The 16,515-nt window shown below is 58.8% G+C and carries 15 protein-coding genes; 10 read left to right on the top strand and 5 right to left on the bottom strand.

Translation table 11 applies throughout. The features are described from left to right. The first annotated feature begins 90 nt into the window (after positions 1 to 90). From coxB to OXE05_10290, 8 genes are all read left to right on the top strand, one after another. Positions 91 to 1,119 carry a cytochrome c oxidase subunit II gene (coxB, locus tag OXE05_10325; protein MCY4437715.1) on the top strand — a complete coding sequence of 343 codons (1,029 nt, stop codon included), beginning with the start codon at positions 91 to 93 and terminating at the stop codon, positions 1,117 to 1,119. Positions 1,120 to 1,233: 114 nt separating this feature from the next. Beyond that, positions 1,234 to 3,111, top strand: a complete 1,878-nt coding sequence (ctaD, locus tag OXE05_10320; protein ID MCY4437714.1) for a cytochrome c oxidase subunit I — start codon at positions 1,234 to 1,236, stop codon at positions 3,109 to 3,111. Between the two features lie 243 nt (positions 3,112 to 3,354). Further along, positions 3,355 to 3,987, top strand: coding sequence for a cytochrome c oxidase subunit 3 (locus OXE05_10315; protein ID MCY4437713.1), 633 nt, complete (start codon positions 3,355 to 3,357; stop codon positions 3,985 to 3,987). 129 nt (positions 3,988 to 4,116) lie between these two features. After that, positions 4,117 to 4,422, top strand: coding sequence for a cytochrome C oxidase subunit IV family protein (locus OXE05_10310; protein ID MCY4437712.1), 306 nt, complete (start codon positions 4,117 to 4,119; stop codon positions 4,420 to 4,422). Further along, positions 4,422 to 5,306 carry a cytochrome c oxidase assembly protein gene (locus OXE05_10305; protein ID MCY4437711.1) on the top strand — a complete coding sequence of 295 codons (885 nt, stop codon included), beginning with the start codon at positions 4,422 to 4,424 and terminating at the stop codon, positions 5,304 to 5,306. The genes OXE05_10310 and OXE05_10305 overlap by 1 nt, the downstream gene beginning before the upstream one ends. 137 nt (positions 5,307 to 5,443) lie before the next feature. Beyond that, entirely contained in the window at positions 5,444 to 6,751 is a 1,308-nt protein-coding gene (locus tag OXE05_10300) for an MFS transporter (GenBank protein MCY4437710.1), read from the top strand. Between the two features lie 295 nt (positions 6,752 to 7,046). After that, positions 7,047 to 7,430, top strand: coding sequence for a PaREP1 family protein (locus OXE05_10295; protein ID MCY4437709.1), 384 nt, complete (start codon positions 7,047 to 7,049; stop codon positions 7,428 to 7,430). A gap of 20 nt (positions 7,431 to 7,450) precedes the next feature. After that, entirely contained in the window at positions 7,451 to 7,687 is a 237-nt protein-coding gene (locus OXE05_10290; GenBank protein ID MCY4437708.1) for a hypothetical protein, read from the top strand. A 109-nt stretch (positions 7,688 to 7,796) separates the two neighbouring features. Here OXE05_10290 and OXE05_10285 read toward each other — a convergent pair whose 3' ends face one another. From OXE05_10285 to OXE05_10270, 4 genes are all read right to left on the bottom strand, one after another. Beyond that, positions 7,797 to 8,633, bottom strand: coding sequence for a ParB/RepB/Spo0J family partition protein (locus OXE05_10285; protein MCY4437707.1), 837 nt, complete (start codon positions 8,631 to 8,633; stop codon positions 7,797 to 7,799). A 458-nt stretch (positions 8,634 to 9,091) separates the two neighbouring features. Then, positions 9,092 to 9,850 carry a ParA family protein gene (locus tag OXE05_10280; protein ID MCY4437706.1) on the bottom strand — a complete coding sequence of 253 codons (759 nt, stop codon included), beginning with the start codon at positions 9,848 to 9,850 and terminating at the stop codon, positions 9,092 to 9,094. 451 nt (positions 9,851 to 10,301) lie between these two features. Then, positions 10,302 to 11,333 carry a Gfo/Idh/MocA family oxidoreductase gene (locus tag OXE05_10275; GenBank protein ID MCY4437705.1) on the bottom strand — a complete coding sequence of 344 codons (1,032 nt, stop codon included), beginning with the start codon at positions 11,331 to 11,333 and terminating at the stop codon, positions 10,302 to 10,304. A 204-nt stretch (positions 11,334 to 11,537) separates the two neighbouring features. Then, positions 11,538 to 12,602 (bottom strand): cupin domain-containing protein, encoded by a 1,065-nt coding sequence (locus tag OXE05_10270; GenBank protein ID MCY4437704.1) that lies wholly within the window; start codon positions 12,600 to 12,602, stop codon positions 11,538 to 11,540. A 725-nt stretch (positions 12,603 to 13,327) separates the two neighbouring features. Between OXE05_10270 and OXE05_10265 the strand changes: the two genes are divergently transcribed. Both OXE05_10265 and OXE05_10260 read left to right on the top strand, forming a co-directional pair. Beyond that, complete coding sequence (locus tag OXE05_10265) at positions 13,328 to 14,368, top strand: NAD(P)-dependent oxidoreductase (protein ID MCY4437703.1); 1,041 nt, start codon at positions 13,328 to 13,330, stop codon at positions 14,366 to 14,368. A 330-nt stretch (positions 14,369 to 14,698) separates the two neighbouring features. Then, positions 14,699 to 15,169: a 3-dehydroquinate dehydratase gene (locus tag OXE05_10260; GenBank protein ID MCY4437702.1), complete on the top strand. Its 471-nt coding sequence runs from the start codon at positions 14,699 to 14,701 to the stop codon at positions 15,167 to 15,169. A 208-nt stretch (positions 15,170 to 15,377) separates the two neighbouring features. Here the strand turns inward: OXE05_10260 and OXE05_10255 are convergent, their stop codons facing one another. Further along, positions 15,378 to 16,172: an SDR family NAD(P)-dependent oxidoreductase gene (locus tag OXE05_10255; GenBank protein MCY4437701.1), complete on the bottom strand. Its 795-nt coding sequence runs from the start codon at positions 16,170 to 16,172 to the stop codon at positions 15,378 to 15,380. Positions 16,173 to 16,515 lie beyond the last annotated feature (343 nt).

Below are 16,515 nucleotides of genomic sequence, written 5' to 3'. Positions count from 1 at the left end.
GGAGTCTTTTGACAGCGGACATAGATGCGACCTCCGGCAGACAGGCAGGCGGCATACGAAGGACGTTTCGCCGCAAGGAGGCAGCATAAGATGCAATCACCGAGACGAGACCTGGGTTGGTGGCTGCCGCGGCTAATCATAGGGGCGGCGGCCGTAGCTCTCATTGCCGGCTGCGGGGCGGTTGACACGCCGCAGACTACGCTCTTCCCGCGATCGGACAACAATCAAGTCATCAACGATCTTTTTGCCCCGCTGACGTGGCTTGCCATTGTTATCTTCCTGCTTGTCCAGGGCTTGCTCCTCTACTCAGTATTTCGCTTCCGCGTGCGGGATAACGACACGAGCATCCCGCCACAGGTTCACGGCAATACGCGTTTGGAGATTGCCTGGACGCTCGCTCCTTCCATTGTCGTCGTGATCATGCTTATCTTGACGTATCAAGCAATGGCGACCATCGAGGCTGACCCGCCGGAGGACGCAATCCGGGTGCGGGTAGTCGGCCACCAATGGTGGTGGGAAGTGCATTATCCTGATCTTGACGTGGTTACTGCCAACGAGATTCATATTCCGATTGACCGCGCAGTCTACTTTGAACTTGAGTCCAATGACGTCATTCACTCATTCTGGGTGCCGCGCCTCATGGGAAAACGAGACTTGATGCCGGGATCCACGAATACCATCTGGTTTACACCAACGGAAGAAGGCCTCTATGCGGCGCAGTGCGCTGAATATTGCGGTACGGCGCACGCGCAGATGCGATTCCACGTGGTGGTAGAATCGGAGGCTGCATTCGATAGCTGGTTAGACAAACAGCGAGAGCCTGCCGCGGAGGTGACCGGTGACGCTGCCGAAGGCGCGCAACTCTTCGTTAGCCGCGCGTGCGTGACGTGCCATACAATTCGCGGCACCGATGCAATCGGCACAATCGGTCCGGACCTCACCCACGTGGGCAGCCGCGCTTATATCGCCGGCGGCATTTTGGAAAACACCAATGCGGACGTCATGAATTGGATAAGCGACCCTCAGGGGCTGAAACCCGGGAACAAGATGATTCTACCGATTGAACTGAGCCCAGAGGACATTCGCTTACTCACGGCCTATATCACCGCACTCAGATAACCGGGAATAGATTGTGAAAATGCTCACAAAGATTGTATCATTTGCTTGTATAGCATTGGGCAGCAGTCCGTTATTCGCTAATACGGCCACGTCTGTGCAGCGAGGAGAGTCGGCATGGCAACAGTAACAGACGTACGCACGCAGGAACGCGTTTCCACCGGCGCGACGGTATGGAGTTGGATCACCACCATCGACCACAAGCGCATCGGCGTGCTCTACTTTGTAACGTCCCTCATATACTTTCTCATTGGCGGACTCGAAGCACTGCTCATCCGACTTCAGCTCGCGACTCCGGATGGACAGATCCTCGATCCCGATACGTACAACCAGCTCTTCACCATGCACGGCACGGCGATGGTTTTCATGGTCGCCATGCCCATGGCTGCGGCGTTCTTCAATTTCCTCATTCCACTGATGATCGGCGCACGCGACGTGGCGTTTCCGCGTCTGAACGCCTTCAGCTACTGGACGTTCCTTGGCGGCAGTCTCTTGATGCACAGCAGCTTCCTGTTCGGCCAGGCCCCCGACGGCGGTTGGTTTGGGTACGCGAACTTGACGTCCAAGGAATACTCCCCCGGTCTGAGCATCGATTTTTGGGGTCTTGGTTTGCTGGTGCTCGGTGTGGCCTCGGTAGCGGCAGCCCTAAACTTTATCATTACGATTATCAATTTGCGGGCGCCGGGAATGTCGTTTATGCGCATGCCGGTATTCGTCTGGATGACGTTCGTTACGTCTTTCCTGATCATCTTCGCCTTTCCCGCCATTACGGCCGCTTTGATTTTCTTGGAATTCGACCGACTTTTCGGCACGAATTTCTATGAGGTGGCGGAAGGCGGTGATCCGATGCTCTGGCAGCACCTCTTCTGGGTCTTCGGACATCCGGAGGTGTATATCTTGGTCTTACCGGGATTCGGCATTGCATCTGAAATCCTACCCACGTTTTCACGCAAGCCGATTTTCGGTTACAGCGCGATGGTCTTTGCAGCCGTGTCGATCGGTTTCCTGGGCTTTAGCGTGTGGGCGCACCATATGTTCACCACCGGCATGGGCACCATTGCCGATGCGGCCTTCGCCGGTTCCACCATGCTGATTGCCATTCCCACCGGCATCAAGATGTTCAATTGGGTTGCGACCTGTTTCGGCGGTCGCATTCGTCTGACGGTTCCAATGCTCTTTGCTTTGGGATTCCTGACGACATTCCTCATCGGCGGGCTGACCGGCCCGATGCTGGCGGCCGTGCCTTTGGACCTGCACTTCCAGGACGGCTACTTTGTAGTCGGCCACTTCCACTACGTGCTCTTTGGCGGTCTCATCCTGGCGTTGATGGGTGGGGTCTACTATTGGTTCCCCAAGATCACGGGACGCATGATGGATGAAAAAATCGGCAAGATTCACTTCTGGACTATGTTCCTGGGCATGAACTTCACCTTCTTCCCGATGCATTTCGTAGGTCTCGACGGCATGCCGCGCCGTGTCAGCACGTATCCCGCCGGCATGGGCTGGGAATTCTGGAACATGTTCATTACCATCAGCGCCTTCTTCATCGGCCTGTCAGTCTTGGTGTTCCTCCACAACCTCGTCGTTAGCTACATCAAGGGCAAGCCCGCCGGCAACGACCCGTGGGACGCGCGCACGTTGGAGTGGGCCATCCCCAGTCCGCCGCCGGAGCATAACTTCGATGAAATTCCACAGATTACGCACCGCGATCAGGTGTGGTATGACAAGTACGGCGACGGACACGGCGATGCGGCGCAGCTCAGCAAGGCCAGCGCGGCCGTGGCCGAACATGCGGACGAATCTGACGAAGAACATGAAGTCCACATGCCGGACCCATCCTACTGGCCGCTTCTAGTCGGCGCCGGTTTGACGATTGCGGCTGCGGGCCTGATGATTCACATTCTCGTCGCGATATTCGGCGTGGCGTGGACGATTGTCGCGGTCTATGCCTGGTCGCTGGAACCAGCGTCCACGCCGCCAGATGATGAACACTAGTGCATGTTCGAGACAAGCGCGATTACAATCAAGGCAAGCTGGAATACTATCGAGACAAGCTCGATGACTACGAGACAAGCTCGATGAGTGAACAGGTAGACGTGACGGAAAGACAGTCTAACTCGAAAGACAGAGACTTCCCAATCTTGTCCCCTCTCCCTCAGGGAGAGGGTTAGGGTGAGGGCAAAGATTAAATTCCAGAATAGAGCGAAACTGATTGGCTAACGTGAGGAGAATCGCTGAATGAGTGATGCAGCACTTGCCCACGAGGCGCATGAAGAGCATCCAACGTCCACGGGCCTTAACCACCGCAAGATCCTCATGTGGGCCTTCCTTGGCTCTGAGTGCATCTTCTTTGGTTCCCTGATCACTACGTACCTCGTTTACCGGGGCAAGAGTGTCGTTGGCCCCTATCCCGATGAGATTCTCAACATTCCGCTCACTTCGGTAAGCACGTTTGTGCTGCTCATGAGCAGCTTGGCGATGGTGCTGTCGCTCGCCGGCTTCGAGAGAGCGGCGGGATCCGGCACGGACGAAGAACGCAGGCAGCGCGAGCTGAAAAAGGGACGCTTCTGGCTGTTGATGACGGCCTTGCTCGGCACCGGCTTCCTGGGCTTCCAGGCATACGAATTCATCGAATTCGTGCACCATGGCTTGGGGCTCACGACCAACCTCTTTGGCACGACCTTCTATGTGCTCACCGGGTTTCACGGCACACACGTGGGCGTGGGCGTCCTATGGCTGTTCTCGCTGCTGGTCTTGAGTTACTTTGGCAAAGTGAAGCCGCTGGACGTGGAATTGGGCGGCCTCTACTGGCACTTTGTTGACATTGTTTGGATTATCATCTTTACGCTGATCTATCTGATTCCGACATAGTCCTGATTGCGGCGTGCGCAGAAGTTAAGAGGTATCCTTGTAGCGCCGGGGGCTTGTCCCCCGCCGGGCAAGAGTTGGCAAGGTTTCCTGTCGCTTGCCGCGTCATAGCCGAACCGTGAGGAGAAGAGCATGAGCACAGAAGCCACCCATAACGACGAGGCCCATGCCACGACCGGTCATTACGTCCGTATTGCCATTGTCCTTACGATCCTAACGATCCTGGAAGTAGCCACGTACTACGTGGCTATCCCGTTTGCGCTGCTGGTGCCGCTGCTGCTAGTCTTGGCCGGCACGAAGTTCGCCCTAGTTGTCGCGTATTACATGCACTTGCGCTATGACAGCAAACTGTTCTCCGGCTTCTTCTTCTTTGGTTTCACCATTGAAATCCTCTTGCTGATTGCGCTTATGGTACTCTTCGGCATCCGCTCAGGATAATGGTCGGCGCCCTAACGACTGGATTTGTAATCCTCGCGGTTGCGGCAAGCTGCGGCTTCGCCAGCCTCTTCTATGCCATTGGCGTAACGCGGGCGCGACGGCGCGGTCGAACCACTCCGCCGCTGTGGCGCAGGTTTTCATTCGGCACGGGCATTGCCCTCCTGCTCATTTCTCTCATCGGACCCGTAGATACGCTCTCCGGCCAGTATTTCACCATGCACATGATCCAGCATTTGCTGCTGGTGCTCATCGTGCCGCCGTTGTTGCTGCTGGGCGCGCCGGTCGTGATGGTGCTGCGGGGCCTGCCGGCCTTCCTGCAACGTCCGGTCTTTGTCACAGTGGCGCGCAATCGCGTTATGCGCCGCATTACGCAGACGTTGCTGCATTCCCACGTGGCGCTCGGCCTGTTCCTGGCAACGCTTTGGCTCTGGCACGTGCCGCAGCTCTATTCGGCGGCGGTAGATGATGAAATCATACACGTGCTCGAACACACGACGTTCTTCTGGCCGGCAGTATTCTTCTGGTGGAATGTGGTCGACTCGTGGCCGTTTCGCGCGCGTCTGTCCGCGCCCCGCCGCCTGCTCTACATCTTTCTCGCCACAGCCGGGCTCAAGCTCGTAGGCGTTCTGATTACGGTCTCGGGCCAGGTGCTCTACACCGCGTATCTCCTGCCGCGCGAGGGTTCGACCTTCACCGCACTCGACGATCAGCGTATTGGGGGCCTGATCATGTGGATGGGCGGCGGCCTCTACATGCTGCTGCCGCTGGCGATCGTCTTCTTCCGTTGGGCGCAGCAGGATGCCATGGCCGCGCCGATGCCGCCGGCTCGTCGTTCAGCGACTGCGGCTCCCTCCCCACAGAGCAACCCGCACGAGCCGGTCTAAACCGGCGCACACGTTCCTGCTGTAAGATAGGCGGAGCACCTTCAACGCCGCGCATACGCTCCGGGCGTATCCCGCTGAGAAGTGCCTTACCGGGATATATAGCCGGCGCAGCGGCGCCAATGTAGGTACTTCGCCGCATGCTCACATCAGCAGAAAGCAGCACTACGCTCGAACACGCGCGCACGCTCGAGCGCAACGTGTGGAAATTCTATCTGTTGAAAGTCGCCTGGGGTGTGCGTTGGGGCACGCTGCTGCCGATCTTCGCCATTTACTTCTTGGATCGCGGCATCTCGCTTACCGGGTTCATGCTCCTCATGGCCACGCTCAACTTTTCCAGCATTGCCTCGGAATTGCCCACCGGCCTCTTTGCCGACCGTTTCAGCCGCAAGTGGAGCATCTTCGTGGGGGCGCTGCTGGGTTGCTCGGGCGTTGTCCTCCTCATTTTTGCTTCAGAATACATTGTCTTCATGATTGGCTTTGTCGTAATCGGCGTCGGCGCGGCTTTTGCCTCCGGCGCGGACATGGCGCTCTTCTACGACTCCATCAAGGGTGCGGGCTTGGAGGGGAGGTCTCAAACTCTTTTGGGTCGCGCCCTGGCCATTGAGAATATCAGCATGGTCGCCGGCACGCTCATCACCGGTGTCGTTGCGCGCCAAGCCGGCCTCTCGGGACCGTTCTGGGCAAGCGCTGCCGCACTGCTTTCCGCGGCAAGCATCGCGGTCTGGTTTGTGGAACCCACCATCCCCCGCGACCGGCCGATGCCGACGCAGTCGACCTCATTCAGGGAAAGAACACGCGAGTACTTCGGGCAACTCAGGGCCACCGTCCGGACCATCACACACAACCCCGAACTGGTTGGCCTGGTGGCGGTGTTTGTGGTGATGACGCGCGCCTATTTCTTGAGCGAGCGGCCCTTCGGCGGACCGTACCTTACGTCGCTGGGCTTCTCCGCAGCCGATCTTGGGTTTATCTACGCGTTGTTCTATGGGGTCATGTCGCTCTTCATGCTCGGCTCGGCCCGCATTCGCGCCTTGCTATGGGGCAGCGAACGGGCCGCGATTCTCACGGTGGGCATAATTGGCATGGCATCCCTCATAGTCCTCGTCAACGCGCCATTCAGGCCGCTCGTCATCTTGGGTATGCTCGGCGTCTACGTGATGATTGGCTTGCTCCATCCGCTCATGCAGGAGAGCCTCAACCGCCGTCTCGTTTCGGCACAGCGCGCTTCCTGCCTCTCACTGGTGCAGGCCACCAATTACTCGCTCGGACTCTTTGTAGGTCCCGCGCTCGGCGCCGTCGCCGACAACTATGGCATCATGACCGGACTGCGGGTATTTCAGTTTACGTTCGTACCGGCCATCTTACTCGCGGCCCTCCTGGCATGGCGGGTGCTTGCTCCGCCGGTGCAGCATAGGGCACCGGCGAGCAGCGGCGGGGATGACTAGCCCTGGAGAGTTTTCGCGCAAGAAGACTCGTGGAGTTCGCCCCTATCTCAGGCGCTATTCTTAACAGTCTCCTTGTGGTTGTGGTAGGTCCATGTCAGCAAACATTATTGACTCTTATAACCATACCATGACAGACTTAGTTATATGAGTAGAAAGGAAGTAGCCGTAGTCATGCGGTGAAGGATTGTCTTCATTCACCAGTGCATGTAAGGTGAGGATAGTCCAACAGTGTGACTGGAATGTAATTCACGCCAAGCGCCGCAGTAGTTGTAACGGGCGTTGCTGGAGTCGAATAGTGTCGACAACTGACGAGCAGTTGGCAAAGGCTACCGATCATTTACAAACCAGTTACATTTTCATTGAACAGGCAGAGGAAGAGTTGGGCCGAGGGGACATACTCCAGGCATCGGAAAAGGCCTGGGGAGCCGCCGTACATGTGGTAAAGGCCGCATCTGTGCAGCGGAGATGGAAGCACGGAAAGTACGGCCCACTCCGCGAAAACGTACAGAGAATCGCCGACGAGTGTAATGATGCCGAGTTGCCGCCCCTATTCCGATTAGCGAACTCCCTTCATCGAAACTTCTATGAAGACTCTCTGGATGAGGAAGACGTACGTAAGAGCATTGGCGATGTGCGAGTCTTTCTCAGAAAAATAGAGAAGCAAATTTTCAGTGTGTGAGTGAGAGTATGCATCCAAGTTTGATACAAGGCCTTGACCTCTATGACCAAGATTGGTCATCGGACATTGAGACTATCGAGGGAAAGTTCGGGGAGGTTACGGTCGTCAAGGTCATCATAAGTGCCAAAGGGCGCAGGCGAACCGGTGTGGCTCCGGTGTTCTACAACCGTGAAGGTTCAAGTCACTATGCATTACAGGAAGCTACCGATAGAGCATTTGAGCAAGCCGCCAAGCAGTTTGGTGTTACGATTTCTTAGTTGACGATTCAGCCTGATTCTCCTGATGCCCCTTTGCAGTAAATGCCGCACGCGTAAGCGGCTTGCTGGTCAATTGGCGCCTGTCAGACCACGCTTAGTTCTCGCCGCACTACCCATCCTCCTCGGTTAGCAGCCTGTCCAGCAGCCCTTCCAATTCCTCGTCGGAATAGAAGTGGATTTGGATGGTGCCCTGTTTGCCGCGGCGCTTGATTTCCACTTTCGTTGCGAGGGAACGCCGGAGCAGGTCTTCCCACTCGACGTTGCGGGCATCTGGGGATTTGGCACGAGGAGAGCGCGGCGATCCCAGCAGTTGTTTCACAAGCTGCTCGGTCTGGCGCACGTTCAGACCGCGTTTTTCTATCTCAGCTAACGCATGTATTTGCAGCTCGGGCGAAAGCCGTACCAGGGCCCGCCCGTGACCTTCGCTGATCGTCTCCAATGCGAGGGCTTCCTTGACCGCAGTAACAAGATTCAGCAAACGCAGCGTATTAGCCACGGCAGACCGGCTCTTGCCGACGCGCGCCGCCACCTGCTCCTGGGTAATGCCAAATTCGCTGATGAGCGCCGCATACGCCTCGGCAGTTTCGAGCGGCGAAAGGCTCGCCCGCTGGAGGTTCTCGACCAGTGCGATTTCCAGCGCCTCGCGGCTGCCGGTGGGCCGGATTAGAGCCGGGATTGTGGCGAGGCCCGCTTGCTGAGCCGCGCGCCAGCGGCGTTCGCCGACGATCAACTGATAAACGCCTTCCTCCGCTTGGCGGCTGACCACCACCGGCTGCAGAATGCCGTGCTCGCGGATCGATTGCGCAAGCTCTGCCAGCTCGTTTTCAACGAATGTCTGGCGCGGCTGCAACGGATTGGGGCGAATGCGCTCTACCGGTATGTCCTGCAGACCCGACTCCGGCAGCAACGCCTCTAGTCCGCGGCCCAAGCCACCTCTACGCGACACAGTTTCCTGACTCCTCTCAACGGTCACTCTTCTCAGTGTTCAGTAGGTCGTTCTCAAATTCCCTAGTTTGCTAGATAGCGCTGAAAATCTCTGTCATTCCTGTACGTGTTCAGTAATTCGTTGACAGAATCTTCTATTCACTGGAAAGCATCGACCGTGCATGTCATTCCGAGCGCAGCGAGGAATCTAGGGTTCACGTCGAGCGTGTTTGTTAGGATCAGCATCTTAGATTCCGCGCTCAGAGCGACACTGCGCTGCGCTCCGTTCGGAATGACATGTGTGTGGGGGCATGCAGGGCGAATAGTCTTCACGTTCCCAACATCAACTCTGTCAACGAATTACTCAACACATACAGGAATGACAGGTGTCGTGGTCGCACACTCTGGCAGAACCACCGATTACGTTTGCCGAATCTGTCAGCGAATTACCTGACATTTACAGGGAATGACGTGAGTTCTTCAGTCACTGCCTAGTACTTCTTCTGCCAAGCGGCGATAGCCTTCCGCCCCTTTCGAGAAGGGATCGTACGCCAGTATCGTGCGGCCGTGGCTCGGCGCTTCCGCCAGGCGCACGTTGCGGGCGATCACGGTCTCGAACACCTGACCCGGCAAGTGTGACCGCACCTCGTCGCGCACTTGTTGCGATAAGCGAGTACGCACGTCGTACATCGTCATGAGTATGCGCACGCGTCCCAGCCTCGGGTGCAACCCGCTGCGCACCCGCCTGACCGTATCCAGCAATTGCGCCAGTCCCTCCAGCGCCAAGTACTCACACTGTACCGGAATTATTACTTCATCGGCAGCGCAAAGGCCGTTCACCGTGAGCATGCCGAGTGACGGCGGGCAGTCTATCAGAATGTATGCGTAGGCATCGCGCAGCGGAGCCAGCGCGGCGCGCAAGAGGTATTCGCGCTCCGGCAGGCTTACGGCTTCCGCTTCCAGGCCCGCCAGCGCCGGGCTTGACGGCAACACCGAGAGATTGGGAGCGCTTTCCACCGGAACAATGAGGTCCTGCGCCGCAGCCCTGCCGCGCAGCACGTGGTAAATGCTGGGGTCGCTTTTGGGGATGCCTAAGCCGCCGGTGGTGTTCGCCTGCGGGTCCAAGTCTACCAAGAGCACCGTTTGCTTGTGCAAGGCAAGGTACGCGCCCAGGTTGACGGCGGTGGTCGTCTTGCCGACACCGCCTTTCTGATTCGCAAGCGCGATGACTGTGCTCATGGATGTGCCGTGCGCAAAACTAATGAATGAACGGGTATTGAACTTGGCAGGCCGCACGAAAACCCGGCAACATGCGGACAGCGGGGGCCGTCATTCATTGCTTTCACCCCAGCCGCACTGCAAGAATTTCTTGCATTCCCGGGCCCAACCCTGCCCGGTCCTCCGGTAGCGCAGGTTTGCAACCTGCGTCGGCGCTCACCAGCCAAATCGCTATTCTAGAGTTGGTTAACCCTCTCCTAGCCAGCGTCTCGCTGCACTTTGCCCTCTCCCCGGCCCTCTCCCCCCGGGAGAGGGGGCAAGACGCGGCCTGAGAATTGGGTGATGCGACTCCGGTGGGGCGATGATAGGCATTCTCGTTGTGCGACGGCAACGCCAAGCAAAACCCCTTAAGCTAAGTCCCAAGGCCAATGGCGTAGATGTTACGCAAGACCACTAAGGCAAGCATCACATGCTAGGCGAGCATAACGACGCGGTCATGGCGCGCGGCCTCATAAAAGCCGAGACAGACAGCCAGATTTGTCCGTCCATCCGCGACTGAGGCGGGCAACGGTTTGCCTTCCTGCAGGAAATCTACCATCGCGCCAATGCTGCCCCTGCCTGCATCTTGCGTAGCATCGGAAAGCACCCAGCCCTGCCAGGGCGCAAAATTGCCCCGCACTGCCAGCTTGCCGGAAATGCCGTCCGTAGCGATCTGTCCCTCCGTGCCCACGAGCTGAAACGCGTGCATGCCCGATTCGGGACCGCTGGACCACGTAACTTCCAGCGTTGCTACCACGCCGTTATCAAACGTGAGCGTCGCCACGCCAAAGTCCTCAAGCGGAATGTCTTTGTGAACCAAGTTCGCGGTGGCGCCGGTCACGCGGACAACCTCAGCGCCCAGCAGCTTGCGCAGCATGTGGACGTCGTAGATTGCGTGGTCGATCCAGCCGCCGCCGGGCGCTAGAGAGGCATCCAGCCACCAGGTGCGGGCCACGTGCACGCCGGGCCACTCCTGCGTGGGCAGACCACCCCGCCGGATTACGGTGGTGCTAATGGGCCGTCCGATGCGGCCTTCCTGCAGCCATTGCGCGTATTGTTGCGCCGCGCCGCCGCCTGCCTGAAGGGCCTCCAGCGGATAGAAGCCGACACCGGCCTCCTGGACTGCAGCAACCACCGCGTCGGCGTCTGCCAGCGTGAGCGCCATCGGCTTCACGCAGATGATGTGCTTGCCGTGGCGCGCCGCCTCCTGGCACAGCGCGGGCGCTTCCGCCGTGGTGCAGGCCGCCACGACCACGTCCACGTCATCCCGCCGCACGATTTCGTGATAGTCGTCGGTCGTATAAGGAATGTCAAAGTCTCGTGCCGTCGCCTCTAGGTACGCAGTCTTGCGATGCGCCGCCGCCGTCACCACCGCATTGTCGCTTGCGGCGATGCCCCGCAGCGCCCCGAAACCGGCATACCAATGGTCCATCCCCGCGATGCCGAACCGAACTACAGATGCCACTTTAATTGCTTTCTGAATGTTGGAGGTCTTTGCCGCCTTATTCGTCCTTATATACGGTACTACACACCGCGGTGGGGTGCTAATAGCACGGCAGGAATGCGCGATAGCTCTCTAGCCAGGTGAGCGGACGTGACACCCGCCGTTGCCTTAGCGCTACAAGATTCCCTATCCCTTAGGTTTCCGGCTTGAGTCTGGCGGTCCCTATCATACTTCTCCGTCCCAGTAGTCCACGGCGTCCTGTTTGCGGAAGATGCGGCGGACGGAGCGCATGTTCACCTTGTTGGAGTTAGGGTATTCGCTCACGTCGGCAGGCACCACGTTGCTCAGGAGCAGCAGTGTGCAGGGCTCAGCGCCCGCGTTGATGTAGTGGTGGTCGCCGTTGGGACCGGGCGGATACGCGAAGAAGTCCCCGGCGCGCGCAGGCACGTCGCCTCGCGAGGTCCGCACCGTGCACTCCCCGTCCAAGACCACGCCCAACTCTTCTTCGTGGTGGTGGAAGTGGAGCGGAAAGGCCGTCTTGCCCGGCTTGAGGCGAATGACCTGATACCCCAGGTGGCGGGCGCCAATCAACGGGTCGATGTTCTTGAATTCATACACGAAGTCATCCGGAGCTTTCAGCGGCATCCACGGTATCTCATCCAGGTTAATGCGGTTGATATAGATATCCGTGCGGGCTTCCAGCATGACCTGGAGCGCGTCGCGGGCACCATGGCAAATCGAATGGCCGTCGCCGAGCAGCAGCGCGTCGAGTTGTGGGATTGCCAGCAGCTTGCGGAGTTGCAGCGCCGCTTGCGCCGGGTCAGCCACGGCCGGCTCCGCACCGAGCGTCAACGAGCCCACCGGATGGCCCCAGACGTAGTCGCCGATGAAGGCCACGCTCCCGCCGCGCCAGAGCAGCGCAATCTCTCCGGGACTCTTGCCGTGCGCCAGGTGCAGCACTCGCAGATTGGGCACAATCTCCTCGTCGTCGGCCACCGTGCGGTCTACCGCGAGTTCGAAGAGCGGCGCGTCGGCCTCATGGGCCACAATCTGCGCGCCGGTGCGCGCTTTGAAGGCCACGGCGTCGCGCTCGTGGTCGCGATTGGTCAGGACGATAAGCGCAGCGCCGCCGAGCGCGTCCAATTGCGCCCCGTCACTGGCGCTCATAGGTACCGGATCGATGAGGATATTGCCTCCCTCCCGTACCCAGAGGTAGCCGTTGAAGTCGAATTGCTTCTCTTCGTTGAAGACCGACCACGTATAGAGATCGTCGAACATCACCCGCTTCACTGCCGTCGCTCCTTGCTTGCGCTGAGGTTGTCAGAGTCCATGGTATACTGAATTGCCATCGGACTGAGCGGTGCTCTGCACAGCAGGTAGTGACCGATGGAGGGGCACGCTAGAGTCGTAGTCCAGAGGTTAGTCTCGCAAGCGGCCCGCCGGAGAAACTGAGCCAAGATCCGTCATTACCATGAAAATAGCACGACAGACTCTGTCATTCCTGTAAGTGTTGAGTAATTCGTTGACAGAATTCTCTCCCAAATTGGCAGTGTTGACAGATCATGTCATTCCGAGCAGAGCGTCGAACCCTGTTCGCGGAATCTAGGGTACATGCAACATGTCGCCAGATAGGCTCAACAACTTAGATTCCCCTCTTCGCTGCGCTCCGATCAGAATGATATGTGTACTATTCATGTAGAGTATTGCGTTCACTTGCTACCATTCTCAAATCTGTCAACGAATTACCTGACATTTACAATTCCCGCGAGAGGTCGCCCCCGCGCGGGGGCGCGGAATCCATATTCGTCGCGCACACCCTGGATTCCGGCGTTCGCCGGAATGACGGTCAGGAAGCCAGCCGCCGCAATTCATTCCCTTGTGCGGCCTGAGCACGGCCATGGTGATTCCCGCGAAAACTCGCCTCCGTAGGAGGCTCGGAATCCATCTTGTTCGCATACCTGGGCTCCGGCTTCCGCCGGAGTGACGGATGATGCATCGTACGCGGTAGCTCGCTCATGAATCTACTCACACCCGAAACCCTCCCAGCACAGATTGCCGGTGTAGATGCACTGGAGGAGCTGCTCTCGCGACCCAGCCAAGCCCTGAGCGACGACCTGCAGCGCCTCGACGGCGACATACTCATTCTTGGCGTCGGCGGCAAAGTGGGGCCTACACTCGCGCGGCTGGCAAAGCGCGCGGCACCGCAGAAACGGGTCGTCGGCGTGGCGCGCTTCAGCGATCCCGCTGTTCGTGGACGTCTCAACGCATGGGGCGTCGAAACCATCGCGTGCGACCTTTTGGACCGCGCGGCGGTTGCTGACCTCCCACGGTTGCCCAACGTCATTTTTATGGCGGGCAAGAAAATCGGCACGACGGAAGACGCGGCCTTCACGTGGGCCATGAACACGCACGTGCCCGCGATCGTGGCTGACGCCTTTGCCCAATCCCGCATCGTGGCTTTCTCAACACTTTGCGTCTATCCCTACGCGCCGGTTGCCGGTGAGGGTTGGGATGAAGCTGTGGCGACGGAGCCGGTGGGCGAGTACGCCAATTCCTGCGTCGGACGCGAGCGCGTCTTCCAATACTTTTCAGAGCGACATGGGACGCCGGGCCGCCTGCTCCGGCTTAACTACGCCATCGAAATGCGTTACGGCGTGCTGTACGACGTGGCACGCTGGGTGCACGCCGGTGAACCGGTGCCGCTGACCATGGGGCACGTGAACGTCATCTGGCAGGGGGACGCCGGCGCTCAGGCCCTGCGCGCGCTGCTGCACTGCACTTCCCCCACGAGCCCGCTGAATATTGGTGGAAGCGAGTCAACCAGTATCCGCGCCCTGGCCCACGCCTTTGGTAAGCGTTTCAACCAGACGCCGCGGTACGACGGCACGGAATCGGAGACCGCCTGGATCAACAGCACGGCGCAGGCGCAGCAGCTCTTCGGCGCTCCGGTGGTGCCGCTGGAGACCATGATCGATTGGACCGCCGACTGGCTTGAGCGCGCTCTGCCGGCCTATGCGAAACCAACACGCTTTGAGGTCCGCGACGGACGTTTCTAGTCGAGCCGTAAGCAATCTGGTACTCGTTGAGAAGCAGCAATTCCGTTCGTCCCCGTATCGTGTGGATACGCTGTATCGTGTCGATACGCTGTATCGAGCACGGGGCAAGCTCAGCATGAACAGGAAGTGCTACGTGTGCAAGACTCACGTGCTTGAAGCTGCGCCAGGCGTTGATGGCGGGCGTTACGCGATGATTTCACGTACCATGTAATGCAGAGATGAATATGGAATCCCGTTCGAATCCATCCGCCATGCAGCGAACGACGACTGCTAACCAACAATGTTTTCTTAGATGAGTCCTACCCTGAGCGCAAAGATCGGAGCAAACCGATGACAGACCAGATTCCCCCGAAACGAATCCTTGTCGTGGGCGGCCCGAACTTGAATCTCTTCGGTCGCCGCCAGCCGGAGATTTACGGCACGGTGACGCTGAATCAGATTCACGAGCAAGTTACCAAGGAGGCTGAAAAGCTCGGCTTTGACGTGATTTGCTTCCAGTCCAACCACGAGGGCGCGGTGCTCGACTTCCTGCACGAGAACATCGACAACGCCCAGGGCGCCCTCTTAAACCCGGCCGGTTTGACCCAATACAGCCCCTCGCTCTTCGATGCCCTGAAGGCGATGCCGTTTCCGGTGATCGAGGTGCACCTTTCCAACCTGTACGCGCGGGAAGCCTGGCGTGGCCACTCCATCATCTCCGCGGCGGCGCGCGGCGTGGTGCAAGGCTTCGGTTGGTACGGCTACATTGTGGCGTTGTACGGCTTGGTTGGGTTGATCAATGAGGTGCAGCCCAACGGGTGAAGCTGAGTCGTCTTTCACTTCGTCGCTGTTGGGCCACTCCCTCCGTCACTCCAGCGCAGGCCGGAGTCCAGGATTCTCCAGGCATAGCCGCAAGTCGCTGGACTATGGGCAGTAAGAGAAGATAGATTCCCGCGCAAGCGGGAATGACGGTAGCTGACATCGGTAAGGGGCACGACATGTCGTGCCCCTACGTCATTCCATGAGAGGCTTACTGCCACACGGGGCCTTTCTCGAACATGCCCGGTTGTTGCTGGGCGCCGTCCACGGAAATGTTCGTGCCGTTGATCCAGCTTCCGGCGGGTGAGGCGACGAAGACCACCGCCCGTGCCACTTCCTTGGCCGTGCCCAGGCGGCCCAGCGGGTACTCCTCTACCGCAAATTTGCCGAATCCTTCCGGGTCTTCATGCTGCCGCCGCGCCCAGCCGCCGCCCGGAAAGAGAATCGAGCCGGGACTGACCGTATTTACGCGGATATTGTCCGGCCCCAACTCCATCGCCAACGCGCCGCTCACGAACACCTCCGCCGCTTTTGCCGCGCCGTACTGGCTGCCGGGCGCCGGTTTCAGCCCTGAAATGGACGATATGACTACGATGGAGCCGCTGCGCCGCTTGCGCATGTGCGGTACCGCGGCCCGGGAGGTGCGCACCGCGTGGAAGAGGTTGAGATCGAACGTGTCGATCCACTCTTCGTCCGTAGAGTCCATCAGCCCCTTACCTACAGAACCGCCGACGTTATTGATGAGCATGTCGATGCCGCCCAAGGCCTCGGCGCTCGCCTCGATAAACGACTCCACCTCGGCGCGCTGCGTTACGTCCACGACCATGCCGAAGGCGTTCACTCCGCGCGAACGAATCTCTACCAAGGTTTCTTGAAGAGTCTCGCTGCCGCGGGCGCAAATGGCAACGGCAGCTCCTTCCTCCGCAAACGTGAGCGCCGTCGCCCGGCCGATACCGCGGCTGCCGCCGGTGACGACGGCTACTTTTCCTGCCAAACCAAGATTCATGGGGACATAATCCTTTCCACGACAACTGCGAGGAGTGTCAAAACCGAATCCGTCTTGGTTAACGAATAGTCTGAGTCTCTGGCACAGGGGTTCAATCAGTCATTCCCGCGCGTGTGACGGCTTGGGGTCGGCCTCCGCATATGCAAACACTTTGGAAGCGGGGGACAAGCCCCCGCGCTACAAGGATTCATCGGAGCCGCCCCTAGGGTGTGTCGTCAAAGTAAGGTAGTGGTGGTAAGCTGAGGTAGTAACCAATGTAGCAGGATGGGAGCTATGTCAGCAACAGCCGCAGCGCCGGCGCACCGCCGCCACGATATTTCCGACCGGGCGTGGGAGGTATTGG

The organism is Chloroflexota bacterium, assembly GCA_026710945.1.
Classification (GTDB): domain Bacteria; phylum Chloroflexota; class UBA11872; order VXOZ01; family VXOZ01; genus VXOZ01.
Note: the sequence above shows the minus strand (reverse complement) of the source record. Positions and strands in the feature narration are given on the sequence as shown.